The sequence below is a fragment of the Desulfovibrio ferrophilus genome, from assembly GCF_003966735.1.
Classification (GTDB): Bacteria; Desulfobacterota; Desulfovibrionia; order Desulfovibrionales; family Desulfovibrionaceae; genus Desulfovibrio_Q; species Desulfovibrio_Q ferrophilus.
Genome location: NZ_AP017378.1, coordinates 942,956 through 969,535, shown reverse-complemented (window position 1 = coordinate 969,535; position 26,580 = coordinate 942,956). Strand labels below are relative to the sequence as shown.

Here is a 26,580-nt window from a genome sequence, read left to right as displayed (position 1 = left end):
TGTCGTTTGTCAGGGTTTGAGCTTCTCCAACATCTCCTCCTGCACAATAACAACCAACTCATCGCCCTTATTCAGCACGTCATCCGCGCTGGGCAGATAGGTAAAGTCGTTTTCGGGAGATCCTGCCTTGCGAACGGCAACGACCTGCGCCCTAAATTTCTTGGTCAAATCCAAATCGCGTAATGCCTTGCCCGCCCACTCGTCCACGGTGAGCTTTTGCATCAGTACGCCCTGACCGAACTGCATGTATTCGATGAGACCGGGGTTGGTGAGCTGCAAGGCCACCTGATGGGCTCCGAAGCGCTCCGGGAAAAAGACCTCGTCCGCACCGATCTTGCGCAGCACCTTTTCATGCTCCCAGGAAATGGCCTTGATCCAGACCTTCTCCACCCCAATTTCCTTGAGGTGCAGGCAGATCAGGATGCTGGCCTCCATGGCGGAGCCGACGCTGACAACGACATTGTTGAACTCGGCGAATCCCAGCTGTTCCAGAACTTTCTTGTCCGTGGCATCGCCCTGATAGACCTGGGTCAATGCTTCCTGAGCGCGGCGCACATTATCGGGATTACCATCCAGACCGACCACCTGATGCCCCAGTTCCATCAACCGCTGAGCCACGAAGAAACCGAACTTCCCCAGACCGATCACACCGATTTCAAGCTTATTCAACATCGACTTTCTCCCTATTCCCACTCACTTCTTTCTTTTACATTCTCTACGAATAGGCTGTTCAAAAATGTGCAGTTGCAAGGCGTGAGCTCAATTCAAGGCCGAAGCGTACTTAGGGTACGTGAGGTTTTGAATTTATCGAAACAACGCCGCAAATGTATATTTTTCAGCAGCCTATTACCCCATGGGGAGACGCTTCTCAGGCCACATAAACCGCTCCGTGCGTTGCAGGTCATGCAGCAGGGAAATAAATACGATGGGCCCCAAACGCCCAATGAACATCAGCACCGTGATCACCAGCTTGCCGGTGACGGTCAGATTGGGTGTTACTCCTGTGGACAGGCCCACTGTAGCGAAGGCGCTGACGCATTCGAACAAAAGTTCCAGAAACAAACCACGTGTCTGATTATGGGGCACAGCCCCGACTTCGGTAATGGACAGCACCAGCGCGGCTACACCGATAATGACCATGCCGAACATGATCAGCGTCAGGGCATCGTTCATGCTGGCCTCATCCAGGGCAAAACGACGTGCCACGACCGACTGCCTGCGCCCGCGCAAGCGCGCCAGACAAAAGGCCAGCAAGGCTCGGAAGGTCGTGGTCTTGACGCCGCCCGCACAGGAACCGGGCGAGCCGCCCACAAACATCAGGCCCATCATCACCAGCAGGGAAATATTGGTCAGTCCACCAATATTCATGGTGTTGAATCCGGCGGTCCGGCAGGTCACGGACTGGAACACCGAGGCCAAAAACTCCTCGGCATGGGAGAACTGGCCCTGATGCAACGAAAACTCAGCCAGATAGATTGCCAATGCCCCGCCCGCAATGAGCATGAAGCTCGTGGTCAGCACGATGCGGCTGTGCCAGGACAAGCGGGCGGGAAGCGAAGCTCTATCCCGCAGGCGGATGCGGCCGATGCGTTCGGCCAATTCCAAAAGCACGGCAAACCCAAGCCCACCCAATATGATCAAAGCCATGAAGGTCAGATTGATCCCGGCGTGATCCTTCCAGGCCACAAGGCTATCGCCCTGCAAGGAAAAACCCGCGTTGCAAAAGGCGGAAACAGCATGGAACAGCGCAGAGAACGGGGGAAAGGACTCGGAATCGAACAGATACAGACACGCTGCTCCCAACAATTCCAGAAGCAAGCAGGCCAAAACGACCTGTCGCAAAAACGTCGCCATGTTGAAGGACGGGTCATGCAGCAAGGTCTGGCGCACGGCCAACCGGTCGGATAACGAAACACGCTGCCGCCAGAGCAGAAAGACCATGCTGGAATAGGTCATGATGCCCAGGCCACCCAGCTGAATGAGCCCCAGAAGCACCACATGCCCCGTGGAAGAGAAAAAGGACCCCGTATCCACCACGGCAAGCCCGGTGACACACACGGCGGACGTGGCGGTGAACAAGGCGTCCACCAGAGACAACTCTCCCCCTGCTCGGCAGGCATCAAGCAGGAGCAAGGCCGTGCCGACCACAATGGTCAGCGCAAAGCCCATAATGAGCATCAAAGAAGGGGAACCGTGTTTGAAGAGCCTCATGGTCACGGGATATACGCCTAACCCAGCGAGGTGTAAACGTATCGAGATGAGGCACCCTCGTGCATAATCAGCCGAAGTAACCTCGTCAGAAACAATAAAAGCCCTGCCCTCTTCTCTCCTTCTTTACCCTCATATGCCCACACGCGGCGCGAGGGAGGATGTTCCACGCATTAAGGCGAAGAGATTCGGCGTTCAGACAAGAAAGCCGAAACAGGGATAGCAAAGCTATCGCGATGCAAACTGACGCAGCACACGCCCAGCCGAATCAGCCGACGATAGGCCAGTCCGACCGAACGCCGCGCTATTTGCGCCAAAACTCGGGAACGAACAGAATGATTACGGTATAAATCTCCAGGCGTCCCAAGAGCATGCAGAAGACCAGCAGCCATTTCCCCATCATGGGCAAATGCGCATAGTTATCCGTTGGGCCGACACCGCCCAGACCGGGGCCGATGTTGCCGATACTGGCAACCACCGCGGAGAAGGCTGTAACCACATCCACTCCCATGGCCGCCAGCAGGAACGATGAGAGAATGAACAGACCCAGAAAGAGCATGAAGAACCCAGTGATGGACGACAGAACCTCGGGTTCAACATTGTGGCGTCCCAACTTGACTCGGGTCACGGCGCGCGGATGGATGAGCCTGAACAGCTCCTGATAGGCCAGCTTCAGCAGCAGCATGATGCGCATGCACTTGATGCCGCCCCCGGTGGAACCGGCGCAACCGCCCAGAAACATGAGCAACAGGAGCAACGCCTGAGGCAGCGGTGTCCAGATTTCATAATCCGCCGTGGCATAGCCTGTGGTGGTCATGATGGATGCCACCTGGAAAGAGGCAAACCGCAGCGCATCACCGAGGGATTCGTAGTTATTGCCCCAGATGCTGATGGTGGAAGCCAGGGTAAAAATAACGAAAATACTCATGAAGAACTTGAATTCAGGGTCACGGAACATGACCGCCGGGCGTCCCCGAAGCACGTTGTAATGCAGGGTAAAGTTCGCTCCGGCAATGAGCATGAAGATGGTGATGACCGTGTCGAAATACACACTGTCATAAGCAGCGATGGAAGTATTGCGTGTGGAAAAGCCCCCCGTGGCCATTGTCCCGAAGGTGTGGCACAGGGATTCGAACAAATCCATACCCCCCAACAGTAAAAGCACCGTTTGCAAAACCGTAAACAGCAGATAGACCTTCCACAGCAACATGGCTGTGTCCTTGATGCGGGGCTTCAGCTTCTCGGCCACAGGCCCAGGCACCTCGGCCTTGTACAGCTGCATGCCGCCAACGCCCAGAAAAGGCAGGATGGCCAGGGAAAGCACGATAATTCCCATACCACCCAGCCAGTGCGTGAGTGAACGCCAGAACAGAATACCCCGTGGCAGGGCCTCAATATCCGAAAGCACACTGGCTCCGGTGGTGGTGAAGCCGGACATCGATTCAAAGAAGCAGTCGGTAAACGTCGCAAATGTCCCGGCAAACCAGAACGGCAACGCCCCCATAAGCGCGGCGGCGATCCAGCCGATGGCGACAATGGCCATGCCCTCGCGGTGGTTCATGGCTGGAGCTTCCGGGTTACGGAAGATGTGGAACATGCCCCCACCGATGCTCAGAGTAATAAGAATCGACTCCATGAGCGGCATGATAGCGGAATCTCCATAGTACACCGACCAGCCCAAAGCCAGGAGCATGGTCATGCCAATGGAAACGAGAAGCGCTCCAACCACGTAGAGGGTGTATTGCCAGCGCATCTTAAACCGACTCCAACTTGACCTCGAGTCGTTTCTCGATGCGGCTGATGGTCTTGCGTGTGGACAGGATGACGATGCGATCACCGGGTTCAATCACTGCGTCTCCGGAGGGGAATACGATTTCGCCTGCGCGCTGGATGGTCAGGATGAGCGCGCCCTTGGGCAGCTTCAAATCCTTGATGGCCTTGCCCACAAGGTCCGAATGTTCCGGCACGATGGCTTCCAGGGCTTCGGCCTCGTCGCCCCTGATGGAGGCGGCGGAGATAACCATACCCTTGCGCATGTATTGCAGGATGGAATTGACCGCGCTCTGACGCGGACTGACGATGTTCTCGATACCGATGGCCCGCACCAGCGGGAAATAGGCAAACTTGTTGATCCGTGTGACCGCTCTCTTGGCTCCCAGGCTCTTGGCCAGCAGAGACGTCAGGATATTGGTCTCCTCGTCTCCGGTCAGGCTGACCACCATATCCATATCTTTCACGTTTTCTTCTTGGAGCAGATCCTGATCCCGGCCATCACCATGCAGCACGATGGCACGATTCAGACTCTGAGCCAGCCATTGGCAGCGATCGGCATCATTCTCCACCAAGCGGACGTGGTAGCTTCTTTCAAGGCGTTGCGCCAGACGAAACCCGATATCGCCTCCGCCGATGATCAACAGACTTTTGACTGGCTCCGCCTTGCTCCCAAGACTGGCCATGATGTCATGCACCCGGTCTTCCATGCACACGAAATAGACGAGATCATCTTGCTCGATGACGTCTTCACCCGAAGGAATGATCAGCTTCTCACCGCGTACAATGGCTGCGATGATGACGGAGAGCCCCTGCATCAGCTCGGGCAAATGGATCAGCTTGCGCCCGACCACGGAACTCTCACCGATCCTGTAGCCTACAAGCTTGACTCTGCCTCCGGAAAAATCAATTATTTCAGAAGCCTGAGGAACGGTAACGGCCTGCTCAATAGCCTTGACCACTTCAACATCGGGGTTGATGGTCTTGTCGATATTCAGCAATGTCTTGACACTGTGCTCTCCCACATTGACGTATTCGTCGTTGCGGATACGAGCCAGCTTGACGATATCCGGGGCCAGTGCCGAGGCAAAAGTACAGGCAATGATATTGATCTCGTCTGAATCCGTCACGGCCAACAGCACGTCGGCTTCATCAATACCGGCGCTTTGCAGGATTCCGGGGACCGAGCCTGACCCTTCAATGATCTGAACATCAATGGATTCAATGATCCGTTTCAGGGCTTTTGGGTCCCTATCGATGATCACGACATCCTTGGCTTCTGCAGAAAGACGACGGGCGATATGATAACCGACCTCACCCGCGCCGATGATGATAACCTTCAATGACATCTCGCTTTGCTGGTTCATCCAAAACGGCTCAAGCCGCTTTTCTTCTGTATAGGAATTACACGGGTAAATCCAGTCTCAGAGGCCCGACAACAATGTCCAAAAGTTGTCCAACGCAAAAAGCCCACCACACTTTCGCGGGTGGGCTGAATTGCCGAATCGGTTTGCTAAAGCTAGCCGAGCTTGTTAACGGCCAGGTTCAGGCGGGAGATCCGTCGAGCAGCCTGACGGCTGTGGATCACCTTTTTGGTAGCAGCTTTGTCCAGGACGGAAGTAGCAGTCAGAAGAGCGGCCTGAGCCTGCTCGACGTTATTCTCTTCCACGGCCTGGCGCACAGCCTTGACCACGTTCTTGATACGAGTCCTAACGGCGCGGTTGCGCTCATTCCGCTTCAGGCTCTGGCGATGCCGCTTAACTGCGGACTTGTGGTTAGCCAATGTCTTTTCCTCCAAAAAAATTACACAATGATTATCTCATTGTCCTCAACAGTGGGGAGCAGTGAATTATCTATTCCCCACACTCTTGTCAAGTCATTATGCCCGATCTTTGCAAACAGTCAATATCGAGCCTTCTGCCAAAGTAGCAACTCCGGAAAAATCCTGAGCGCAAAAAAAGGTAACACCTTTTATTCAGGCTGTTCAAAAATGGATGAGTGAAAGGCGCAAGGATAACTCAATGCCGACACGTATCTGCATAATACGCGAGGCTTAGAGTTATCCGAAGCAACACAGCAATCATCCGTTTTTCAACAGTCTGCTACACCTGCAAAGCTGAAAAATCAGCCAGCCGACCCAAACGGGACACCAAAGCCTGCAACAGATTCAGGCGATTCAGACGCAGGGTCTCGTCTTCACACATGACCATCACGCCATCAAAGAAGGCGTCCACATCCGGTCGAAGCTCACCCAGCAAGCCCAGCAGGCTAGCAAAGTCCGCCTCGGCCCAGAGCTTGTCCCAAGTGGGACCTATTTCGTCCAGGCGTGCGGCCAAAGCCTTTTCCTGGTCATCCTCGAACAATGTGGGATCATATCCGCCGGTCAGTTCAACGCCATCAGCGTTGCCCTGCTTGATGATGATATTGGCGGCACGCTTAAAGGTCAGAACAGCCTGTCCGAAGTCATCACGGCGGCTGAATTCCGCCAAGGCTTCGACCCGTCGAGCCAACGCACACAAATCAGTGAATCCGGCTCCCAGAGCTGCCTCGACAACCAGGGTCTCATAGCCCTTGCCCGTAAAGTAGGCCTTCAGACGACCGGCAAAGAAGTCCATGAGCTGCGTGTGAATCTCTTCGGGCTCCAGCTTCCAATTGATCCCTTTATAGGTGTCCTGCGCGGCCTTCAGCAACTCACCCAGATCGATCTTGAGATCAAAAGCCAGGATGATGCGAATGATACCCAGAGCAGCACGACGCAAAGCATAAGGATCGTTGGCACCTGTCGGCACCTTACCCAGCCCGAAACAACCAGCCATGGAGTCGGCTTTGTCCGCCATGGACAAGATCGCTCCGAACAGACTTGTGGGAACCGGGCTATTGGGGCCTGCGGGCAGGTACTGCTGATACAGGGCGTCGGCTACGGCTTGGGGCTCGCCACGCTTTTCAGCATAAATCCCGCCCATAAGGCCCTGAAGCTCGTCGAATTCACCAACCATCTCGGAAACAAGATCGGCCTTGGACAAACGTCCGGCACGGGCGGCATCTTCTTTCAGGTTCGAATCGATCTGCGAACCCAAGGCACCACACAGGGTCTCCAGGCGGCGAGTTTTATCACCCATGCTGCCCAGACCCTTCAAATAGATTACGTTATCCAGGCTGGCCAGCCAGTCGTCCACCTTGGCGTCCAGGTCCGCCTTCCAGAAGAAACGTGCGTCCTCCAGGCGGGCGCGCAGTACGCGCTCCCATCCCTTTTTGACCAGAGAACGGTCCTTGGGCTCCAGGTTCAGGGTGGAGATAAAATGCGGCAGCAGAGAGCCATCCGAGGCCTCTACACCAAAGCTCTTCTGGTGCCCTTCCATGCTGGACAGCAGGACTTCGCGCGGTACCTCGAGGAACGACGGATCGAAATCGCCCATGATGACCACGGGGGTCTCCACCAGGCCAACGACCTCGACCATCAGGCTCTCCTTCCAGACCACGGAACCGCCCGCAGCAGCGGCCAACTCGTCGGCCTCCTTGCGGATAGTCTCGCTACGCTCGTCGCGGCTGAGGACAATCTTGCACTGGTCCCGAACGACATTCTGATAGTCGGCTGCGGTAGAGACATCAAAGGGGCCCGCGCCATGAACCCGGTGTCCCCAAGTCTGACGACCGGACTTGACTCCGGCCAACTCGAAGGAAACAACCTGTTCATCAAGCAGAGCCAATAACCACTGGATGGGACGACCAAAACCAAAGTCACCAGAGCCCCAACGCATCTTCTTGGGGAACTGCAAGCCGGAAATGGCGGCTGCGCAGATGCCCGCAAGCAGGTCGATACTGTTGCCGCCCCCCATGGTCTTTTTCACGGCCAGGTATTCACCCTTTCCCGTTTCCTGAATAAAGCAGTCTGCGATATCCACGTTCTGGGTCTTGGCAAAGCCCAGTGCGGCCTTGGTGGGCTGACCGTCCTCGCCATAGGCGATGCGCCTCGGCGGGCCGGAGACAAGCTCTTCCTCGCTACGCTGGGTCTGAGCCACATCGTCGACCATGACCACCACGCGACGCGGCGTGGTAAAGGTCTCAACGGTTCCATATTCGATCAGAGCCTCGCTCAGGCCCTTTTCAACTGCCTTCCCCAAATCATCGGACAATCTGGGAAAAAATCGCGCCGGGAGTTCCTCGGTGCCTATCTCAAGAATGAATTTCGACATTCGTTCGTCCTTCTCGCTTGTCGCCCTATTTGGCGAGCATGGGATAACCCATTTCCTCGCGCTGGTCGGCATACAGCCGGGCGATCTTCTGGGCCAGGGAACGCACACGCAGGATATAAGCCATGCGCTCGGTGATGGAGATGGCTCCACGGGCGTCCAGGAGGTTGAAGGTATGGGAGCATTTCAGACAATAATCGTAGGCAGGCCAAGGCTGCGCGGCCTCGCACAGCTTGTTGCACTCGCCCTCGTACATATCGAACAGCTTGAGCAGCATGTCCGCATCGGAAAGGTCGAAGTTGTAACGCGACTGCTCCACCTCGTTCTGATGGAAGACGTGCCCGTAGGTCACATTCTCGTTCCAGGTCAGGTCGTACACCGACTCCTTTTCCTGAAGATACATGCAGATTCGTTCCAGACCGTAGGTAATTTCCACACTGACGGGAGACAGATCAATACCGCCCACCTGCTGGAAGTAGGTGAACTGGGTGATCTCCATGCCGTTGAGCCAGACTTCCCAGCCCAGGCCCCAGGCACCCAGAGTCGGGGATTCCCAGTTGTCTTCAACAAACCGAATATCGTGTTCGGCAGGATCAACGCCCAGAGCCCGCAGACTTTCCAGATACAACTCCTGGATATTGTCGGGGGAAGGCTTCAAAATCACCTGAAACTGCGAAAAATTCTGCAGGCGGTTGGGATTCTCTCCGTAGCGACCATCGGTGGGTCTGCGGGAGGGCTCCACATAGGCCACACTCCACGGCTCAGGACCGATTACACGGAAGAAAGTCGCCGGGTTAAACGTCCCCGCACCGCATTCGATGTCATACGGTTGCTGAATCACGCAACCACGGTCAGCCCAAAATCTCTGCAGGGCCAGAATCACGTCCTGGAAATGCATATCGTCTCCTTTCTCACTGCCCAGAAGGACAGAACTACTCGGGAATAGCGTCAAATTCGTTGAAAACGGCCATCTTCCCAGGCCAGGCCCAGATGGTAACGCACAATGCCGTCAACGATATCATACAGTTGTCGCCTGGCTACGGGAGAAGGCTCCAGAGCATGCCAGTCCTCGGGGCGGCCAGCCTTGACTATCCTCAAGATATCCAAGGCTTCCGTTCCCAGGGGGATTCGTCTACCACTTCCCTGGATATGCTCGGTACAGGCCACTTGGCCCTGCTCCACCAGGAACATCGGCGCAACGGAATTCCTTAAGTCTTTTCCGCAATGAGGGCAAGTCAACAGCGCCGGGCCATATCCCTGCGTGAAGGCCACCTTGGCCCGGAACAACACAGGGAACATGGGAGAGGAATCAACAGCGGCTTCCAGTACAGACAGCGCTTCGGACAAGAGTTCGAACCCCTGTCGGGAATCGCCAGGCCCTTCGTAAACAGATTCGTAAAATTTCAGGCAGTTGGCCGCACGGCCCAGCATTCGCTGATTGGACCGCAAATGAGGATGCCCCGAAATGAGCGTACCTTCCATCAGGTAAAGATACTCGCCCCGGGGGCTCTTCTTGAACCGGAAGAGAACATGGTTCAAGGGGTCCAGACAGCCAAGAAAACGGCGCCGACTCTTGGACCCCCCAAATGCGAAAGCGGTGAATACACCGCGTGAGGGGGTGGCGAGCCGCACCCAGAGATCAATCTCGCGGAAGCGCCCCACCTTGATGATCAGGGACCGTTCCGTGAACTCCATATGCGGCCCTTACCTTTAGGGAGCGGGGAAAAGCAGCGTCTTGACCTGACCGGACTGCGCTGTGAAGGAATAAGGCTGACCGTTATACGTCACTTTCACACCGCCTCCATTGCCCAGTTTGACAACAAGAGTCTTGTGAAACCGAAGCAATTTCGACTGCCCCGGCTGGAGCATCACATCCACGGTGACGCCACCTTCGCCATTCTCACCGCCGTCAACTTCGGCCAACACCCAGCAGGGTTCTTCGGCCTCCACGACCACCCGCTCGCGGGAATCGGAAGGATCGTGCATGGCATCGGTCGAAGCTGCATGGCCGGTAACAACTGGAGCAGCATCCTGAACCGCTTGTTCTGCCCGGGCCACTTCATCCTGAACAGTCCCCGCAGCCTGTTGTTCCACATCAGCCTCTACAGGTACTTCAGTGGCAGAGACTGTATCGTCAATAACCGGAGTCGTGTGTTGTTCAACTGCTGGCTGCTCAACATGCGCCGGAGCCAGAACATCCGAAGGCGCCTCAGACGCTGGAGAGGAAAACATGAAGATGGCACCACCAATAACCATTGCCAACAAGGCCAGCCCAAGCACCAGGATCTTGAGCCCGTTACCCGAGGATTCCAGTGGAATCTGTTCTTCGAATTCATCCGAAGCAACGTCCTTGCCGACGTTATCCTCGGTCACGAATTCACGACCCATGGCAGACGCGTACTCTTCAGGATCAAGTTTCAACAGCTTTGCGTAGTTACGTGCAAAACCCTTGGCGTAGACAGGATGTGGCAACTCGTCCATATTCCCGGCCTCCATAGCCAGGATATTCGACTTGCTGATCTTGGTTCGTTGGACCACTTCATCAATGGTCAATCCCTGACGCTCACGTTCGCGCCGAAGGTTCTGACCCATATCATTGAGATTCATTCACTGACTCCCGTTGGCTCCAGACACAAAGCCTAGAGCTTTATCTCAACCACCGCTTCAGAGCGGAGGCGTTCCATGTATGAATTAAAACGCTCTTCCAATTGCTGCTGATAAAGCTTCTGACGAATTTCAGCTTCCACAACAGCATCGAACTCAAGGGCTTCGCCACCGGCCACAGACACGAGCTGAAGAATCGCCCCCATCTGCCTGAACTCAAAAGACTTGCTCAGACCACCGGGCTGGACACCTTCAAGGGCGTCACGCCAGTCCGACGCAATACTGCCCCACTCCAACGTCCCAAGATTACCTCCCTGGTCCGTTCCCGGCCCCTGGGAATACTTGGCCGCAGCCTCGGCAAAGGTCATTTCACCCTTGGTGATGGCCGCGTGAAGCTTATCCGCTCCGTCTTTCGTAGGCACAAGAATGACGGCAAGTTCGACCCGCTTGTCCTTGGCGTACTGGCTGCGATGCTCATCAAAATACGATTTGACCTCTTCATCGCTGACCACGACTTTGCGCTTGACCATCGCCCCAATCAGACGATGCTTCAGGATGTCATCCCCAAGCTTCTTCTTGTACTGCTCAACAGTCATTCCCTCAAGCCTCAGCTGAGCTTCGAAATCTTCCTTCGACATCTTGTTGCGGCTCTGCACCGACTCCATCTCATTCAGAATCTCGCTGTCGGTCACAGTCACGCCCAACTTGGCTATCTGCTGTTTGATCAGGATGTCCTGAACCATCTGCTCCAGTAAATTCTTACGGATATTAACGATGGCCGCCTTTTCCTTATCGGTCACTTCACGGCCCTGGAACTTCTCAAAAACCGGCTTCATACGCTCATTGAGATCGAACAATGTGATAATTTCGCCATTGACCATGCCAACGATACGATCAACGACGTCCCCTGCGACGGCAGGCTGTACGCTTGTGAGCGCCACCACCAGGATGGCAATACGGATAATGGACAGCAACTGAACTCTCCTTGGTTCTAGGCGCGGCCCCATGGGGTTCCGCATTCAACTATCCTGCATCCGGCTAAATGGTGCCAGATGACGTTTCTCTCGAACTCCAGACCATGCCGGAGACACAGATCACTGGCCGGAAGCGGCCTCTGCATCTGAAGCAACTCCTTCCTGCTGCGGCTCAACCTCCTCAGCGGGGAAAACCCCTTCCTCCACGGAAGGCTCCTCGGCTGTGAGCTTGATGGGCAGATGTGGAGTCACCTTGATCACGGCAACAGCCAACGCATCATCCAACCAGGAATCAAAAGATTCCCTCAGTTTCTGATCCAGCAAAACCCTCTCTACAACGGGATAGGCCTGAGATGGATCCAAAACCTTGGCCGGAATTTTCTCGGAAAACACGAGGGCTTCATAGCCATTTTCACCACCGAGTACAGAACTGGCCTCTCCAGGTGCCAAGCCTTTGAGAGCATTCTTCCAATTCACGGTCAATCGATCTTCCCGAAGCCGAATTTCACGAATGGCGATACGATCAAACCGTCCTTGCAACGATTCGAGAGTCTCACCCTTGCGATAGAGATCCAGGGCATTCTGGACACCTTCACGGCTGGGACCTGAGACCAATTGGAAACTGAGTCTGGAAGGCAGGAAGAAGTCCTGAATATGCGTCTTGTAATACGCTTCGGCTTCTTCATAGCCAATGGTGATATCGGGGCGCAGGACTTCGCTGAAGAATTTCTCCATGACCAACCGATTACGCAATTCCTGACGCCAGAATTCCAGATCCAGATACTCCTCGACAAGAACCTCTTCAAAGGCCCCTTCGGGATAGTCGGCACGAATCTCGTTCTCGGCAGCAGCAAGTTCCTCGTCAGTCACCGAAAGCCCCAAGGTCTCAAGTTCCTGCGTCACAAGCTCCTGGACGATCAGATCTGTAAGAATACCGCCATAGTCCTTTTTCAAGGCAGCTACACCGGCTGTTTCAGCGGCGTAGGACAGTTTCTTGAAATCGTATTTGAGCTGAAGTTGCTCCAGAGTAATCGGACGTCCATTGACCCGTGCAACAATACCGTGCTCTTCCTGATCGCCACCGCAACCAGACAGACCAGATACTGCCAAGAGCATCAAAGTGACAGCATAAAACAGTCTTTTCATAATGATAATAGACCTTTAAATACTTACTGGGGCAATTTGTCGTTTCCGGGTGTTGTAGCCCCGGGGAGAAGAGCGGTCAACGCCTTTTCCAGAGTGGACAACCCCTGGCGAACGCTACCATCAGTTTGAACACGAATTTCCAGCCTGCCCGGCGGCAACAAACGTGCCTCGTGTCCATTTTCCTGAACAAAGGCGACAATTCTGTCAGAGGTGACAACCGTTGCACCTTCGGCCCAGGTCAGTACAGCCCTGACCGGCGAAACATCCGCCTTCGCCACCTGCAAACGCCCAAGCAGACGTTTGAAACGCAGCACAGCCAGAAAACGTTCCAATGGCACCGGCAGCACTCCGAACTGGTCACGCACCTCGGAGGTCAACTCTTCCAAGGCTGCCGGGTCAGCAGCAGAGGACAGGGCCTTGTAATAACGCAACCGCTCCTGCGTGTCTGGAATATATTCTTCGGGAATATGGGCTTCGAACATGAAATTCAATTCAGGACTGGTCTCCTGTACAAGATCCTCACCACGAATACGCCGCACTTCCTCTTCAAGCATCTCAAGGTACAGATCCAGCCCAACCTTGGCCACAGTACCGGACTGAGCTTCACCCAGAATGTTGCCGGCCCCACGCAGCCGCAAGTCTTCCATGGCGACCTTGAAACCGGCTCCCAGATAGTCCATGTCCAAAATAACCTGCAAACGCTTGCGCGAAAGCTCGGGCAGTCCATCCAGCGAGGGAATCACAAAACAGGCATAAGCCTGGCGGGAACTGCGCCCCACCCGTCCTCGGAGCTGATACAGCTGCCCCAAACCGAACATTTGGGCCTGGTCGACGATCAGGGTATTGGCCCGAGGAAAATCCAACCCGGATTCGATAATGGCCGTACAAACCAGAATATCCAATTCCCCATGCCAGAACTGATGGATGGTCTCCTCCAGCTCACGCTCCTTCATCTGACCATGAGCCAGGCCGATACGGGCACCGGGCGCCAATTCCTGCACGTATTCAACGACCCGAGGTAAACTCTTGACCCGGTTGTGGACCCAGAAAACCTGTCCATCACGTTCCAGTTCACGCGCCAGCATGGCCCCAAGTGGTTTCTTTTCCCGCTCCAAAATTGAAGTGCGCACAGGCTTGCGGTCCAGAGGCGGTGTTTCCATGACCGACAGCCCTCGGATTCCGGCCAATGACAACTGCAAGGTGCGTGGAATGGGAGTGGCAGTCAGAGTCAGAACATCAATATTCTTGCGTAGTTCCTTGATGCGCTCCTTGTGTCGCACCCCGAAGCGTTGCTCCTCGTCCAGAATCAATAATCCCAGGTTGGGGAGATTGACGTCCTTGGATAACATGCGGTGGGTCCCAATCAGGACATCCACCTGCCCCCTGGCTGCGGCTTCAAGGGTCAATTTCTGACTATTGCGCGTGACAAAACGGCTGAGCATGGCCACCTGAAGAGGAAATCCCTCCATGCGCCTCCTGAAATTCTGATAATGCTGCTCGGCCAGTACCGTTGTGGGACAGAGAAGGGCCACCTGATGCCCCCCCATGGCAGCACGAAAAGCGGCCCGCATGGCAACCTCGGTCTTGCCGAAACCGACATCGCCACAAACCAGTCTGTCCATAGGGGCTGGCTTGTCCATATCGGCCATCACGTCACGAATCGCAGCTTCCTGGTCTGGGGTTTCTTCAAAGCCAAAAGAGGCCTCGAATTCGGCGTATTCGTCACCACCGGGAGCATAGGCATGCCCCTTCACCACCTGACGATAGGCATACATCTCAACCAGTCCCTGGGCGATTTTCTCCACAGCCTTGCGGGCTCTGGACTTGGCTCGTGTCCAGGCCGCACCACCCATCTTGTCCAGGACCGGTGTCGTTCCTTCCGGGCCCTTGAATCGCTGCACAACATCCAGGCGGTCCACAGGCAAATAGAGTTTGTCCTCCCCTGAATAGATCAGCAGCAGGTAGTCGTTGGAAACTCCGCCAAGCTCAAGTCGATGCAGCCCTTCGAATCTTGACAGTCCCCAGTCCCGATGCACCAGCAGATCGCCAACGCTCAGGTCTTCGTGGCTGGACATGCCCTTGAATTTTTTATCCGAACCGGGTAGCCGCGCACCACGCGGAGTGGGCTGCAATACGTCTTCCGACAGTACCAGCACATGGCTCCAGGAAAGCTCCAACCCTTTGCGCATGGGGGAAATCAGAGCAAACAGCCCCTTACGATCGGGTGCGTACTCCATCGCAGGAACAACGTCGTCCTGAGCAGCCAGCTTCATGAACTTGCGGCGCGAAGCCTCATTACGAAAACTCAGGATCGTCTGCGGTCTCTCTCGCGTCCACTTGCGCAAGGAGTCCAAAAGCGCATGCCAAGGCCGATTGCGCTCTTCCGGCTTCCAGAACAGATCATCAAAGGAATGGATTGCCTTCTCCGGCAATTCGGCTCCATCCTTCTTGTCGCCGATGGTCAGGTCCTCAAAATGGATCTGTGCACGATCCATCCAGGACTGCCGGGCCCGTTCGCCAGTTTCCAACAGCTGAGCGCGAGGCGGACGCCAGCCATGTTGATCGGCCTCTTCATCCAGACGCCCGGTCCAGGCCCATTCGGTTTCGTCCAGGCGAGTTCGAATGGTCCCTGCACCACACAGCAGCCACACGGCGTCACGCGGGAGCCACTGGCTCAACGCAGTCGGATTCTCATAAAACAATCCTGGACGGGTCATGCCGTTGGTGGACTCAACCCGGCGTTCAAGCTCTTCGCAGGCCTGCCCTGAAAGTTCACCGATCCCCTTCAAACGTTTCCACTTGGCCTGCGCCGCTTCCACTAAGGGCGGAGTCAGGAGGGCAGGCGCGCATGGCAGGATGACCGCTTGCTGGATATCGGTGCGGGAGCGCTGTGTCGTCGCGTCGAACAGCCTGATGTCTTCAAGGCTGTCTCCAAAAAATTCAAACCGCAGCGGGTTGTCGTATCCTGGCGCATACAGATCCAAAATATCGCCACGCATGGCGATCTCACCAGGGCGACTCACCCGGGTGACCCGCTCGTATCCCCACAACGCAAATTGCTCGAGCAGGTCGTCCAGCAGCAGTTCCTCACCCTTGGACAGTATCAGGTGATGATGGTCCAGAACATCTACAGGTGGCCACTTGGGCAGCAGATTATCAACGGACAACAATACTCCGCGCGCGCCAGAGCCACGGGCCAGTCCGTAGAGCCCGGCCCAGCGACCGGCCCAGCGTCCAGGATCTGCCGACTGCGCCGGATACGGCGGCAGCATTGTCCAGGGATTTTCGGGAAAGGCTTTGCCTCCGCCCGGGGTCATGAGTTCCAGCAGAGCCTTGGTCTGGTGCAATTCACGAGCACCGGGAACGACCATGACAACACTTCGCCCACGTGACAAAAGTCCCGCAGCCGCAGCGGCCTGGGTTCCTGGGCCTGATTTGTAGACCCTGAGGTTTCGCTCCGCTTCACTCGAAACGAACGGGCGTAATATTTCGGGAAGAATCACTGCTTTGAGGGTAACCTTGATGAGTTGAAAAAACAGAACCGCCGCTCCGCTTACGCGGACACGGCGGCTCCACAGGGCCGTATTCCGCGGCCTTTGGATACGGTATTGTCCAGTCGCCGTCTAGACCTGCAACAGAACGTCCTTCTCTTCACCGGACAGCAGGCGATCAAGATCAAGCAGAATGAGCAGGCGGTCTTCCAACTTGCCCACACCACTGATGTACTCGGATTCCAGACCAGAGACGACCGGCGGCGGCGGCTCAACCGTATTTGCGGGAATCCGCAATACTTCGGAGACCGAATCCACCACAAACCCGACAACCATCTTATTGATCTCAATAACGATAATGCGGGTGTGCTTGTCGTGTTCACGCGTTTGCAGGCCAAAACGCTTACGCAGGTCAATGATGGGGATCACATTTCCGCGCAGATTAATCACCCCTTCAACAAAGTCCGGGGCCTTGGGCACCTTGGTAATTTCCATGGTGCGAATAATTTCCTGGACCTTGAGAATATCGACGCCGAATTCCTCTTCGCCGATAGAGAAAGTCACAAGCTGAATCAGCTCGGCATCCTGCTTCTTCTGGGTCTCGTCCATGCTCTTCTCCTAGGTTGCCCGGATTAAAACCGTGCCTTCAAATTGGTTCTTGTTTTTAATTTTACGAAATTTTTCCCAATTTGCAACACATTTCAAGAACTTCCACAGGTCATATCGGCAGCTCCCCCTCAGGAGTTTACCGCTATCTTTCTGATATGATATATGTTTTTCATACTGCATACAGACTTGCCCTTGTTCACAGGCTGCTGTAAGGTCCGCCCTTCGCTTGCCAAGACAATCGGCAAGCTCAAGGAGGAGCCCTTTTTATGGCCCATTTTCTGCCCCAGTCGTCGAACTTTCCCCTCGAAGAACAAATCAAGACCCTGGCCGACGACGAACTTTTGGACTTTTGGGAAGAAGCCCAACACCTGGAAAAATTCCTCGGAGACGAGATGAATGACCTCGACACCACGGTGGAATACGAGCGTCTCATCCTGTTGGAACTCCAGTTCCGTTCTTGCCGCCGAAGCCTTCGTTTACCGGCCTAAAAAATCCCTTGCCATTTAGCAAAGATTCCCATAATTTCGCGCCCTCAACAGCGCAGGGGTGTAGCTCCAACGGCTAGAGCGCCGGTCTCCAAAACCGGATGTTGCGGGTTCGAATCCCTCCACCCCTGCCAATGAAAACATCAGCGCCCTGGTTCATCTGAACCAGGGCGCTTTTTCGTGCACCTCTGCTTTCACACACCATCTCTCAGGTACAGCCACCAGACCTCACACCTCAGGCGTGAAAAAGGGCAGAGCCGACACGCATTCGCATGTGGGGCCTGCCCTCATAAGCGGCTTAGCCTAAAACAAGGCGAATAATTTTCTATGCGGGATCAGGACGCCCGATGCAGAAATAGGCAAACCCGGCTTCCGCAAGATCACGCGGCGGATACAGATTGCGCCCGTCAAAAATCAAGGGAGCCTTCAAGCTGTTCTTGATCTGTCCGAAATCAGGATTGCGGAACTGATTCCATTCCGTGACCACGGCCAACGCATCAGCTCCGTTCAGGGCCTCGTACTGGCTATCGACGATCTCCAAACCCTGCACACCTTCCAGTTCACGGGCCGTATTGGGGCCAGCGACCGGATCAAACGCTTTGACACGCATTCCCTTGGCCGTAAGATACTTGATGGTCTCCAGAGAAGATGCTTCACGGATATCGTCAGTATTCGCCTTGAAAGCCAATCCCCACAGGGCCAAAGTCCGCCCTTCCAGACCGCCCTGCTGGGCAAAATAGCTTTCCACTTTCTTGGCAATAGCAAATTTTTGGCGATTATTGACCTCATCCACCGCAGCAAGAAGTTGGGGTTCATGGCCAACCTCACGCGCCGTGTTGATAAGCGCCTTCACATCCTTGGGAAAGCAGGAGCCACCGTATCCAACACCAGGATAAATGAAATGATAGCCGATGCGATGGTCGGAACCAATTCCCAGACGAACATCACGCACATCCGCCCCGACCTTTTCACAAATGCCGGAGACTTCGTTGATGAAGGAAATCTTCGTCGCCAGAATGCAATTGGCCGCATACTTGGTCATTTCGGCGCTGCGCACACCCATGACCATGACCTTCTCGCGACTGCGGGCAAACGGGGAATACAGGGAACGCATGATCTCGGCACTATTCTCATTCTCGGTACCCAAAATCACACGATCAGGTTTCATGAAGTCTGAAACCGCATCTCCTTCCTTGAGGAATTCGGGGTTGGAGACCACATCATAATCAATGGAAGCCCCTCGTTTGGAAAGCTCCTCCGCGATGATTTCCCGAACCTGATCGGCTGTACCCACAGGTACGGTGGACTTGTCCACCACCACCAAAGGTTCAGTCATGGCTTGGCCGATGTCACGGGCAACCTGGTGCACATAGCACAGGTCGCAGGAACCATCTTCACGACTAGGAGTACCAACGGTAATGAAGGCGACTGCAGCGTCCTTAAGTCCCTCAGCCAAGGTGGTGGTAAAGGCCAATCGACCTTCAGCCCTGTTCCGGGCGACCATTTCCTCAAGGCCGGGCTCATAGATGTGCACTTCACCATTGTTGAGGCGTTCAACAACAGCAGGGTTGACATCTACACAGCACACATTATTGCCCATTTCAGCAAAACATGCCGCGCTCACGAGACCAACGTAGCCAGTGCCGACAATGCAGAGATTCATTCAAATATCCTTTGGTTTCCTTATGGCTTAATGCAAAGCAAATTTCTTGAAGCGCAGAACGTAGCCATGGGGGCACGTCAAGTCAATAAATAGCATAACGGTCACCGTCCGCTGGAACCCATGCACACCGCCATTTTCCTTGACTTTCCAGCACGGTTGGGCACAATTTCGGTTTAATCCACCCGCACAACGGGCAGTACCAATCCAAACCTCAATCCCTCAGGGAGGGGACCCATGCCCTCGCTTGCCGTAAATATCGATCATATTGCCACGCTGCGCCAGGCGCGGCAAGGCACAGAGCCAGACCCGGTAACAGCAGCCCACATGGCTGAACTGGCCGGAGCTCAATGCATCATCTGCCACCTGCGCGAAGACCGCCGCCATATCAATGACCGCGACCTCGCCCTGCTGCGCCAGACCGTGCAGACCCGTTTGAATCTGGAAATGGCCGCCACCGACGAGATGCAACGCATCTGCCTGGAAACCATGCCGGACATCATCTGTCTGGTTCCGGAAAAACGAGAGGAACTGACCACCGAGGGCGGTCTGGACGTGGCTTCCCGAATTGACGAAATCCGCGATTTCCTGGCTCCGATCATCGCTGCAGACATCGAGACAAGTCTGTTCATCGACGCCGACCCCAAGCAGATCGAAGCTGCGAAGGCGACAGGCAGCGAATACATCGAAATTCACACCGGTCACTACGCCGATGCCAAGGGACGCGCTGCAACCAAGGCGGAACTGGAAAAAATCCTGACCGGGATCAAACAGGCTCAGGATATTGGCCTCAAAGTCAATCTCGGGCACGGCCTGAACTACGTCAACGTTATGGATTTTTCCCAGGTCCCTGGAATCAACGAATATTCCATCGGGCACAGTATCATTTCCCGCGCCGCCTATGTTGGCATCGGTCAGGCTGTACGCGAGATGAACGAACTGGTTCGTTCCTTCGTCTCTTAAGGAATATCATTCTATGATCATTGGCCTGGGCATAGATATCGTGGAGGTGGATCGCATCGAACACTCGTTGGAGCGCTTTGGCGACCGATTCGTGAAACGCATCCTGACTCCCGCTGAAATCGATATCATCCGGGGTGACAAGGTTCGTTTTGTCGCCGTACGTTTTGCGGCCAAAGAGGCCGCCTCGAAAGCCTTGGGCACCGGCATCGCTCAGGGAGTGGGTTTCCAGGGAATGGAAATCCTGCGAGACTCACTGGGCAAACCGATACTCACCTTTACCGATGGGGCAGCCCTACGCTGTCAGGAACTTGGCGCAACCCACGCACACATCAGCCTGACCCATGGTCGCGACACGGCAGCCGCGGTGGTGGTCCTGGAGAATGATTCATGAGCATCCCCTCCTGCATCCCACTGCCCACGCCATACGAAATGGCCTTGTGGGACCAAGAGACCATCAGTGATTTCGGCTTGCGCCAGGAAGTCCTCATGGAGTGCGCCGGACGTGGCTGTTTCGATACCCTGACAGAACAATTCGAATCTCTGGAAGGACTGCGAGCGCTGGTGCTGGCCGGGTCCGGCAATAATGGCGGTGACGCCTTTGTGATCGCCCGTTTGCTGGCCGATGCAGGGGCTCTTGTTTCAGTGATCCATACCGGGCGCAAAAAGCGCTATCGGGGGGCAGCAGCGACCAACCTTCGCTTGGCGCAACGCATGGGCTTGCCCATGACCTATCTCTCCGGACCCAACCTGACGGAAATGACCTCCGAGCTGGGCACACCCGACATTATCATTGATGGTTTACTGGGAACGGGGTTCACCGGAGAGTTGCGCGGCAACGCGCAACATTGGATCAATGCGATCAATGGTCTCGGCCAGGAAGCCTATGTCCTGGCCGTGGACATTCCCTCCGGACTCAACGGCGAGAATGGCAGGCCCCAGCCCGTGGCCGTTATGGCAGACTGTACAGTGACCTTTCATGCTCCAAAATTGGGCTTACTGATGCCCGGAGCCGATGTCTGGACCGGTGAAATCATTGTGCACCCCATCGGGATTCCGGGATTTATCGAACGCTCTGCCCCTCCGACCTGTGCCCTCTTGACGCACGGCGTGGGTATTCTTGCTCCGCTCCCTGACGAAGCCATGCATAAAGGACACGCCGGACACGTCTTGGTCATGGGTGGTTCACCGGGACTCACGGGAGCACCTCTGCTGGCTGCTTTGGGGGCATTGCGAGCTGGCGCCGGGCTAACAACCGTGGCCTGCCCACGTGGGTTGGCCATGGAGATCAAGGCCGGTGTCCCCGAGGTCATGACCCTGCCCCTGGGCAAGGGTGATGCCTGGATGGCTCCCATGGCTGATGATCTTCTCCATCATATCGCTAAATTTTCCGCCCTGTCCCTGGGACCGGGCATCGGTCGCGACGAACGCACTCTGGAATTCCTGGACGCTCTGCTGGAACAGGAATTGCCACCACTGGTCCTGGATGCCGACGGCCTGTACTGGCTGGCAGAACAACCCGAGTTGCTGGGTCCCAACGCTCCACAGACCATTCTCACCCCACACCCCGGAGAAATGGCCCGCCTGCTGGGGCGTTCAACGGCCGATATTCAAGCCAACCGCCTGCAAGCTGCCCGCGAGGCAGCCGACACATACGGGGCCATCACAATTCTCAAGGGCGCAGGCACGGTCATCGCCCAACCCGGTGGCCAAGCATGGCTCTCGCCCTTCTCATCACCCAATCTTGCCGTCGCAGGATCTGGAGACGTTCTTTCCGGCCTATTGAGCGCCATGCTTGCCCAGGACCTGACTCCTTTGGAAGCAGCCTGCCTGGGTGTCTACTGGCATGGACTGGCCGGTGAACGACTGGCCAATGATTACCCCCTGCGTGGCAATCTCGCTGGCGATATCGCCCTTGAGCTACCCCAAACACTGGAGGAACTGATCGATGCTGACAGCTAAAGACATCATGACTTCTGACCCGATCACTCTGAAGACCTCCGACGACGTGGCCAATGCCGCGGCAATCATGATTGAAAAACGTATCAACGGACTGCCTGTGGTGCATGACGATGGCACCCTTGCCGGCATCCTCTGTCAGAGCGACCTCGTGGCTCAGCAAAAGCGCTTGCGGTTGCCCTCGGTCTTCACTCTGCTGGATGGGATGATTCCCCTGTCGTCCACCAAAGATTTGCAGCAGGAAATGGAAAAGATCACGGCATTGACGGTAGGCCAGGCCATGACCCCTGACCCGAAAACAGTCACTCCGGACACTCCCATTGATGAAATCGCATCGCTGATGGTCGAGAATAAATACCACACCCTGCCCGTCATGGACGGTGACAGCCTGGTTGGCGTTCTGGGCAAAGAAGATGTACTGCGCACTCTGCTTCCGGGAGGCAATTCTTGAGCAACGCGCTGGCCATTGTTGAAATTCGACTGCCCGATGAAGGTGCGACCCTCGACTTCGGGGCCAAACTGGCAAGAGCACTGACAGGTTCAGAACCGGAGCAGGTACTGCTGTTCTCGGGCGACCTCGGCGCGGGCAAAACAACCCTTGTGCGTGGCCTCGTGTCCGCCCTTCCGGGTGGTGACGAAGCGCGGGTCTCAAGCCCGAGTTTCAATATAATGAACATGTACCCCACCGATCCGGAAACCGCTCACTTCGATCTGTACCGATTGGAGGGCTTTCCGGCCGATGATTCCCTGCTTGAACACATGCAGGATGATAGAAGTCTGGTGCTGGTGGAATGGGCGCAGTTTCTGCAAAAAGAAGATTGGCCTGAAGAATACCTGCTGCTTGAATGGCAGCCAGCGGAATCGGGACGCACAATTTTGTTGACGGCAAAAGGAAAGAAGGCCAAACAGACTCTTCTTGCTTTGGCATAATCGATTACCTACTGCCAAACCGACCAACGACGCGAGGGAGTTTAGACGGAAATGGGCATCATTGTTCAAAAATTCGGCGGAACCTCCGTGGCCAATCTGGAGTGCATGCAACAGGTCCTGGCCAAGGTGACTAGCGCACATTGCGACGGGGCCAACAAGGTCGTTGTCGTACTCTCGGCCATGTCCGGAGAAACCAACCGCCTCATCGATCTGGCCAGCCAGTGGTCCACGAGACCCGATTCCGCAGAGATGGATTCCCTGGTTTCTACCGGGGAACAGGTCTCGGTGGCTCTATTCAGTATGCTCTTGAAGGATGCAGGCTACAACGCCCGCTCCATTCTTGGTCACCAGGCCGAGATCAAGACCGACTCCAAGTTCGGTCGAGCTCGCATTCTGGACATCAACTCCGACAGACTCAAAAGCTATCTGGAAGAATACGACATCCTCGTTGTCGCCGGCTTCCAGGGCATCAATTGCGATGGCCGCATCACGACTCTCGGTCGTGGGGGCTCTGACACCTCAGCCGTTGCGCTGGCAGTCGCTGTTGATGCCGATGTTTGTGAGATCTTCACCGATGTTGAAGGCGTCTACACCACAGACCCGAACCTTTGTTCCACGGCTCGCAAAATCCCAAAAATCTCGTATGACGAGATGCTGGAGATGGCCAGCATGGGAGCCAAGGTACTCCAGATTCGTTCCGTTGAATTTGCCAAAAAATATAATATGACCGTCCATGTCCGTTCGACCTTCTCGGACTGTAACGGTACATTCGTGACCCAGGAGGATGAAAGCATGGAAGCCGTACTGGTTTCGGGCATTGCCTACGACAAGGATCAGATTCGCGTCACTGTCTGCGACGTTGAGGACCGGCCCGGAGTGGCCTCTGCCATCTTCCTGCCATTGGCCGATGCCGGAATTGTGGTCGACATGATCATCCAGAACACCTCACGTGACGGCAAAACCACGGACATGACCTTCACCGTGCCCAGAAACGACCTGGAAAAAACCCAGGAGATCATCAACCGCATCGAAAGCGACATCAAAGCTTCCGAAGTCCTCATTGATGAGCGGGTCTCCAAGGTTTCGGTCATCGGCGTGGGCATGCGCAGCCATTCCGGTGTTGCGTCACGCATGTTCGAATCCCTGTGCAAGGAAGGCATCAATATCCTCATGATCTCGACTTCGGAGATCAAGGTCACCTGCTTGATTGAAGAGAAATACACGGAGCTTGCCGTGGGCACTCTGCATGACACCTTCGAACTCGATAAGGAAGGACACGTCTGCACATGAAGAAAATATCCATCTACGACACCACATTAAGAGATGGCACCCAGGCGGACGAAATCAACCTTTCGTCTCCGGACAAGATACGCATCGCGCTCAAGCTCGATGAATTGGGTGTTGACTATATCGAAGGCGGCTGGCCCGGTTCCAATAAAACGGACAGGGCTTTTTTCGCCGAGATCAAGAAACACCAACTCAATCATTCCAAGATTGCAGCCTTTGGCAGCACGCATGCGGCCAAGAACAACGCCGAGAACGACAAGAACCTGAACATGCTCATCGACGCCGCCCCGGATGTCGTGACCCTGTTCGGCAAGACCTGGGACCTGCATGTCCGCGAGGCCCTTCGTGTGCCTCTGGAACGCAATCTTGAACTGATCCACGATTCCCTGGCTTACCTGCGCCCCAAATTCTCCGAAATTTTCTACGACGCCGAACACTTCTTCGACGGATACAAGGCCAACCGGGACTATGCCCTTGCGACCCTCAAGAAGGCCCATGAAGCCGGTGCTGATGTGTTGGTGCTGTGCGACACCAACGGCGGAACCATGCCCCAGGAGATCAGTGACATCATCGCTGACCTGAAAAAGGAACTCGGCGACGCCCGTTTCGGCATCCACACCCACAACGATTCCGAAATGGCTGTAGCCAACTCCATCCAGGCCGTCCTGCAGGGTGCAGAACAGATTCAGGGCACAATCAATGGCTATGGAGAACGCTGCGGCAATGCCAATCTCTGCTCCATCATTCCCAATCTGGAACTGAAATTTGATGGTCAATACCAGTGCCTGCCCGAAGGCAAACTGCAACAGCTGACCACCATCAGCAACTTCGTTTCCGAGACCTGCAACCTGCGCCCCTTCCTGCGCCAGCCCTATGTTGGACGCTCGGCCTTCGCCCACAAGGGCGGAGTCCATGTTTCGGCAGTGATGCGCAATGCCCTGACTTATGAACACATCGTGCCCGAGGGCGTCGGTAACCACCAGCGCATTCTGCTTTCTGACCTGTCGGGACGCAGCAACATCCTGTTCATGGCCAAAAAATACGGCTACGACTTGGACAAGAACGATTCTGCCGTGCTGGACCTGCTGACCGAAATCAAGGAACGCGAAAGCATCGGTTATGAATATTCTTCTGCCGAAGCCTCTTTCGAATTGATGTTCTTCCGTGCCATGGGCTGGTCCAAACAGTACTTCAAGCTCATGAATTTCAGCGTGATGGATGCCATGCGCAAAAATGGAGAAGCCTTCATCGAGGCGACCGTAAGGCTCAAGGTTGGCGGAAAGATCGAGCATACTGCCGCTTCGGGCATGGGTCAGGTCAACTCCCTTGACCAAGCGCTCAGAAAGGCACTGTATCCGTTCTATCCATGTCTGAAGGAAATGCGCCTGGACGACTTCAAGGTGCGAGTCCTGTCCGGGACCACCCGCGACACTGGCGGCACCGCTTCCAATGTCCGAGTCCTCATCGAATCCGCAGACAAGGATTCCCGCTGGACCACAGTGGGTGTGTCCTACGACGTCATCCATGCCAGTTGGGAAGCATTGGTGGACTCCGTCAACTACAAACTGTTCAAGGATGACCCAAAAAAATGGCCTTCCAAGGCTGACTAGGCGGAACCGGCGGGTCCTGACTCGGACGGGAGAGACTGATGGCTGAGCACGACGCGGCAATGCGCGGATGGTTGCTGGCGCTCTTGGGAGCGGCGGTGCTATTTCTCGCTGGTTTGGTGCTGTCGTACATCCTATGGAACCGTATCGAATCTGCGGCAACGGTCCCCTGCGCAGAGTTACATCCTGCACGGGTTGAATCGGCGCAAGAAAATCTGCGCCATGCCGCAGCGCTGATGAACTCAGAGGCTCCCGAATTGCGGGTCTCCCTGTCCCATATCTTTCAGTTTCCCTTCAATCATGCAGGATTCATTGCCCCTTATACCGACGCCAAGGGGATTAGCGAGCAGTTGCAGACAAACTGGAATTGCGCACAGCGCTGGGCTGATCACATAACAAACAATGACTCATACATATCGCTCATGGCCGTGGCCGGGGCAGACGTGATTCCCATCCGTTTGCAACGCACCGAATTTGACATGGCCGAGCCGTCCTCAGCCAATCTTTCGCCCGATACTGTCCTTATCCTGCGCAAGCGCCCAGGGAGCGATCAAATCCTAATTCGCATTCAGCCGACACCCGCTCCCTAAGGCTGCATTTAGCGTAGCAGACTGCTGATTGCCGACCACCGGCAAATGAGGTATATTTATTGCAATTTTGCAGCAGAACTTCATGCGGCGGCATTTTTCCGACAATTCCA

The 26,580-nt window shown here is 55.3% G+C and carries 23 protein-coding genes and 1 tRNA gene; 10 read left to right on the top strand and 14 right to left on the bottom strand.

Annotated features, from left to right (window positions below):
- Positions 1 to 9: 9 nt before the first annotated feature.
- The 13 genes from EL361_RS04530 to EL361_RS04470 form a co-directional block, all read right to left on the bottom strand.
- The gene (locus EL361_RS04530) at positions 10 to 672 is read right to left on the bottom strand and encodes a potassium channel family protein (protein ID WP_126377045.1); all 663 of its coding nucleotides are present in this window, start codon (positions 670 to 672) and stop codon (positions 10 to 12) included.
- Positions 673 to 846: 174 nt separating this feature from the next.
- Positions 847 to 2,211, bottom strand: a complete 1,365-nt coding sequence (locus EL361_RS04525; protein ID WP_126381287.1) for a TrkH family potassium uptake protein — start codon at positions 2,209 to 2,211, stop codon at positions 847 to 849.
- 301 nt (positions 2,212 to 2,512) lie between these two features.
- On the bottom strand, positions 2,513 to 3,961 hold the full coding sequence (locus tag EL361_RS04520; protein ID WP_126377043.1) for a TrkH family potassium uptake protein: 1,449 nt from the start codon (positions 3,959 to 3,961) through the stop codon (positions 2,513 to 2,515).
- A 1-nt stretch (position 3,962) separates the two neighbouring features.
- Entirely contained in the window at positions 3,963 to 5,327 is a 1,365-nt protein-coding gene (gene trkA / locus EL361_RS04515) for a Trk system potassium transporter TrkA (RefSeq protein WP_338031060.1), read from the bottom strand.
- A gap of 170 nt (positions 5,328 to 5,497) precedes the next feature.
- The gene (rpsT, locus tag EL361_RS04510) at positions 5,498 to 5,761 is read right to left on the bottom strand and encodes a 30S ribosomal protein S20 (protein ID WP_126377040.1); all 264 of its coding nucleotides are present in this window, start codon (positions 5,759 to 5,761) and stop codon (positions 5,498 to 5,500) included.
- Between the two features lie 319 nt (positions 5,762 to 6,080).
- Positions 6,081 to 8,171, bottom strand: a complete 2,091-nt coding sequence (glyS, locus tag EL361_RS04505) for a glycine--tRNA ligase subunit beta (RefSeq protein WP_126377038.1) — start codon at positions 8,169 to 8,171, stop codon at positions 6,081 to 6,083.
- 25 nt (positions 8,172 to 8,196) lie between these two features.
- Complete coding sequence (gene glyQ, locus EL361_RS04500; RefSeq protein WP_126377036.1) at positions 8,197 to 9,066, bottom strand: glycine--tRNA ligase subunit alpha; 870 nt, start codon at positions 9,064 to 9,066, stop codon at positions 8,197 to 8,199.
- Positions 9,067 to 9,116: 50 nt separating this feature from the next.
- Positions 9,117 to 9,863 (bottom strand): DNA repair protein RecO, encoded by a 747-nt coding sequence (gene recO, locus EL361_RS04495; RefSeq protein ID WP_126377034.1) that lies wholly within the window; start codon positions 9,861 to 9,863, stop codon positions 9,117 to 9,119.
- A 15-nt stretch (positions 9,864 to 9,878) separates the two neighbouring features.
- A complete protein-coding gene (locus tag EL361_RS04490; RefSeq protein WP_126377032.1) occupies positions 9,879 to 10,775 on the bottom strand; it encodes a helix-turn-helix domain-containing protein in 897 nt (298 codons plus the stop codon).
- A 32-nt stretch (positions 10,776 to 10,807) separates the two neighbouring features.
- A complete protein-coding gene (locus EL361_RS04485) occupies positions 10,808 to 11,746 on the bottom strand; it encodes a SurA N-terminal domain-containing protein (RefSeq protein ID WP_172961633.1) in 939 nt (312 codons plus the stop codon).
- A gap of 120 nt (positions 11,747 to 11,866) precedes the next feature.
- The gene (locus tag EL361_RS04480) at positions 11,867 to 12,892 is read right to left on the bottom strand and encodes a peptidylprolyl isomerase (protein WP_126377028.1); all 1,026 of its coding nucleotides are present in this window, start codon (positions 12,890 to 12,892) and stop codon (positions 11,867 to 11,869) included.
- A 23-nt stretch (positions 12,893 to 12,915) separates the two neighbouring features.
- Positions 12,916 to 16,263 (bottom strand): transcription-repair coupling factor, encoded by a 3,348-nt coding sequence (gene mfd, locus EL361_RS04475; protein WP_126377026.1) that lies wholly within the window; start codon positions 16,261 to 16,263, stop codon positions 12,916 to 12,918.
- A 252-nt stretch (positions 16,264 to 16,515) separates the two neighbouring features.
- Positions 16,516 to 16,992, bottom strand: coding sequence for a chemotaxis protein CheW (locus tag EL361_RS04470; RefSeq protein WP_126377024.1), 477 nt, complete (start codon positions 16,990 to 16,992; stop codon positions 16,516 to 16,518).
- Between the two features lie 266 nt (positions 16,993 to 17,258).
- Here EL361_RS04470 and EL361_RS04465 point away from each other — a divergent pair, with 266 nt between their 5' ends.
- Positions 17,259 to 17,480, top strand: a complete 222-nt coding sequence (locus tag EL361_RS04465; RefSeq protein ID WP_126377022.1) for a hypothetical protein — start codon at positions 17,259 to 17,261, stop codon at positions 17,478 to 17,480.
- A gap of 54 nt (positions 17,481 to 17,534) precedes the next feature.
- Positions 17,535 to 17,611, top strand: a tRNA-Trp gene (locus EL361_RS04460).
- 191 nt (positions 17,612 to 17,802) lie between these two features.
- Here EL361_RS04460 and EL361_RS04455 read toward each other — a convergent pair.
- Entirely contained in the window at positions 17,803 to 19,140 is a 1,338-nt protein-coding gene (locus EL361_RS04455) for a UDP-glucose dehydrogenase family protein (RefSeq protein ID WP_126377020.1), read from the bottom strand.
- Positions 19,141 to 19,374: 234 nt separating this feature from the next.
- Here EL361_RS04455 and EL361_RS04450 point away from each other — a divergent pair, with 234 nt between their 5' ends.
- The 8 genes from EL361_RS04450 to EL361_RS04415 are packed head-to-tail and all read left to right on the top strand — an operon-like array spanning position 19,375 to position 26,470.
- Positions 19,375 to 20,100 (top strand): pyridoxine 5'-phosphate synthase, encoded by a 726-nt coding sequence (locus tag EL361_RS04450; RefSeq protein WP_126377018.1) that lies wholly within the window; start codon positions 19,375 to 19,377, stop codon positions 20,098 to 20,100.
- A 13-nt stretch (positions 20,101 to 20,113) separates the two neighbouring features.
- Entirely contained in the window at positions 20,114 to 20,491 is a 378-nt protein-coding gene (locus tag EL361_RS04445; protein WP_126377016.1) for a holo-[acyl-carrier-protein] synthase, read from the top strand.
- Complete coding sequence (locus EL361_RS04440; protein WP_126377013.1) at positions 20,488 to 22,059, top strand: NAD(P)H-hydrate dehydratase; 1,572 nt, start codon at positions 20,488 to 20,490, stop codon at positions 22,057 to 22,059. The genes EL361_RS04445 and EL361_RS04440 overlap by 4 nt, the downstream gene beginning before the upstream one ends.
- Positions 22,046 to 22,507 carry a CBS domain-containing protein gene (locus tag EL361_RS04435; protein ID WP_126377011.1) on the top strand — a complete coding sequence of 154 codons (462 nt, stop codon included), beginning with the start codon at positions 22,046 to 22,048 and terminating at the stop codon, positions 22,505 to 22,507. Before EL361_RS04440 ends, EL361_RS04435 begins: the two co-directional genes overlap by 14 nt.
- Entirely contained in the window at positions 22,504 to 22,986 is a 483-nt protein-coding gene (gene tsaE / locus EL361_RS04430; RefSeq protein WP_232034872.1) for a tRNA (adenosine(37)-N6)-threonylcarbamoyltransferase complex ATPase subunit type 1 TsaE, read from the top strand. Before EL361_RS04435 ends, tsaE begins: the two co-directional genes overlap by 4 nt.
- Before the next feature lie 51 nt (positions 22,987 to 23,037).
- The gene (locus tag EL361_RS04425; RefSeq protein WP_126377009.1) at positions 23,038 to 24,276 is read left to right on the top strand and encodes an aspartate kinase; all 1,239 of its coding nucleotides are present in this window, start codon (positions 23,038 to 23,040) and stop codon (positions 24,274 to 24,276) included.
- Entirely contained in the window at positions 24,273 to 25,883 is a 1,611-nt protein-coding gene (gene cimA / locus EL361_RS04420; RefSeq protein ID WP_126377007.1) for a citramalate synthase, read from the top strand. Before EL361_RS04425 ends, cimA begins: the two co-directional genes overlap by 4 nt.
- 38 nt (positions 25,884 to 25,921) lie before the next feature.
- Positions 25,922 to 26,470 (top strand): hypothetical protein, encoded by a 549-nt coding sequence (locus EL361_RS04415; RefSeq protein WP_126377005.1) that lies wholly within the window; start codon positions 25,922 to 25,924, stop codon positions 26,468 to 26,470.
- The last annotated feature ends 110 nt before the right edge of the window (positions 26,471 to 26,580 follow it).

What these genes read in the sequence shown, in the direction of transcription:
- EL361_RS04465 (WP_126377022.1), top strand. Translation starts at nt 17,259, where the DNA reads ATGGCCCATTTTCTGCCCCAGTCGTCGAACTTTCCCCTCGAAGAACAA.
- EL361_RS04455 (WP_126377020.1), bottom strand. Translation starts at nt 19,140, where the DNA reads ATGAATCTCTGCATTGTCGGCACTGGCTACGTTGGTCTCGTGAGCGCG.
- EL361_RS04440 (WP_126377013.1), top strand. Translation starts at nt 20,488, where the DNA reads ATGAGCATCCCCTCCTGCATCCCACTGCCCACGCCATACGAAATGGCC.
- EL361_RS04530 (WP_126377045.1), bottom strand. Translation starts at nt 672, where the DNA reads ATGTTGAATAAGCTTGAAATCGGTGTGATCGGTCTGGGGAAGTTCGGT.
- EL361_RS04425 (WP_126377009.1), top strand. Translation starts at nt 23,038, where the DNA reads ATGGGCATCATTGTTCAAAAATTCGGCGGAACCTCCGTGGCCAATCTG.
- EL361_RS04445 (WP_126377016.1), top strand. Translation starts at nt 20,114, where the DNA reads ATGATCATTGGCCTGGGCATAGATATCGTGGAGGTGGATCGCATCGAA.
- glyS (WP_126377038.1), bottom strand. Translation starts at nt 8,171, where the DNA reads ATGTCGAAATTCATTCTTGAGATAGGCACCGAGGAACTCCCGGCGCGA.
- EL361_RS04525 (WP_126381287.1), bottom strand. Translation starts at nt 2,211, where the DNA reads ATGAGGCTCTTCAAACACGGTTCCCCTTCTTTGATGCTCATTATGGGC.
- EL361_RS04435 (WP_126377011.1), top strand. Translation starts at nt 22,046, where the DNA reads ATGCTGACAGCTAAAGACATCATGACTTCTGACCCGATCACTCTGAAG.
- mfd (WP_126377026.1), bottom strand. Translation starts at nt 16,263, where the DNA reads ATGGTCGTTCCCGGTGCTCGTGAATTGCACCAGACCAAGGCTCTGCTG.
- trkA (WP_338031060.1), bottom strand. Translation starts at nt 5,327, where the DNA reads ATGTCATTGAAGGTTATCATCATCGGCGCGGGTGAGGTCGGTTATCAT.
- glyQ (WP_126377036.1), bottom strand. Translation starts at nt 9,066, where the DNA reads ATGCATTTCCAGGACGTGATTCTGGCCCTGCAGAGATTTTGGGCTGAC.
- EL361_RS04480 (WP_126377028.1), bottom strand. Translation starts at nt 12,892, where the DNA reads ATGAAAAGACTGTTTTATGCTGTCACTTTGATGCTCTTGGCAGTATCT.
- recO (WP_126377034.1), bottom strand. Translation starts at nt 9,863, where the DNA reads ATGGAGTTCACGGAACGGTCCCTGATCATCAAGGTGGGGCGCTTCCGC.
- EL361_RS04470 (WP_126377024.1), bottom strand. Translation starts at nt 16,992, where the DNA reads ATGGACGAGACCCAGAAGAAGCAGGATGCCGAGCTGATTCAGCTTGTG.
- cimA (WP_126377007.1), top strand. Translation starts at nt 24,273, where the DNA reads ATGAAGAAAATATCCATCTACGACACCACATTAAGAGATGGCACCCAG.
- EL361_RS04450 (WP_126377018.1), top strand. Translation starts at nt 19,375, where the DNA reads ATGCCCTCGCTTGCCGTAAATATCGATCATATTGCCACGCTGCGCCAG.
- EL361_RS04490 (WP_126377032.1), bottom strand. Translation starts at nt 10,775, where the DNA reads ATGAATCTCAATGATATGGGTCAGAACCTTCGGCGCGAACGTGAGCGT.
- EL361_RS04520 (WP_126377043.1), bottom strand. Translation starts at nt 3,961, where the DNA reads ATGCGCTGGCAATACACCCTCTACGTGGTTGGAGCGCTTCTCGTTTCC.
- EL361_RS04415 (WP_126377005.1), top strand. Translation starts at nt 25,922, where the DNA reads ATGGCTGAGCACGACGCGGCAATGCGCGGATGGTTGCTGGCGCTCTTG.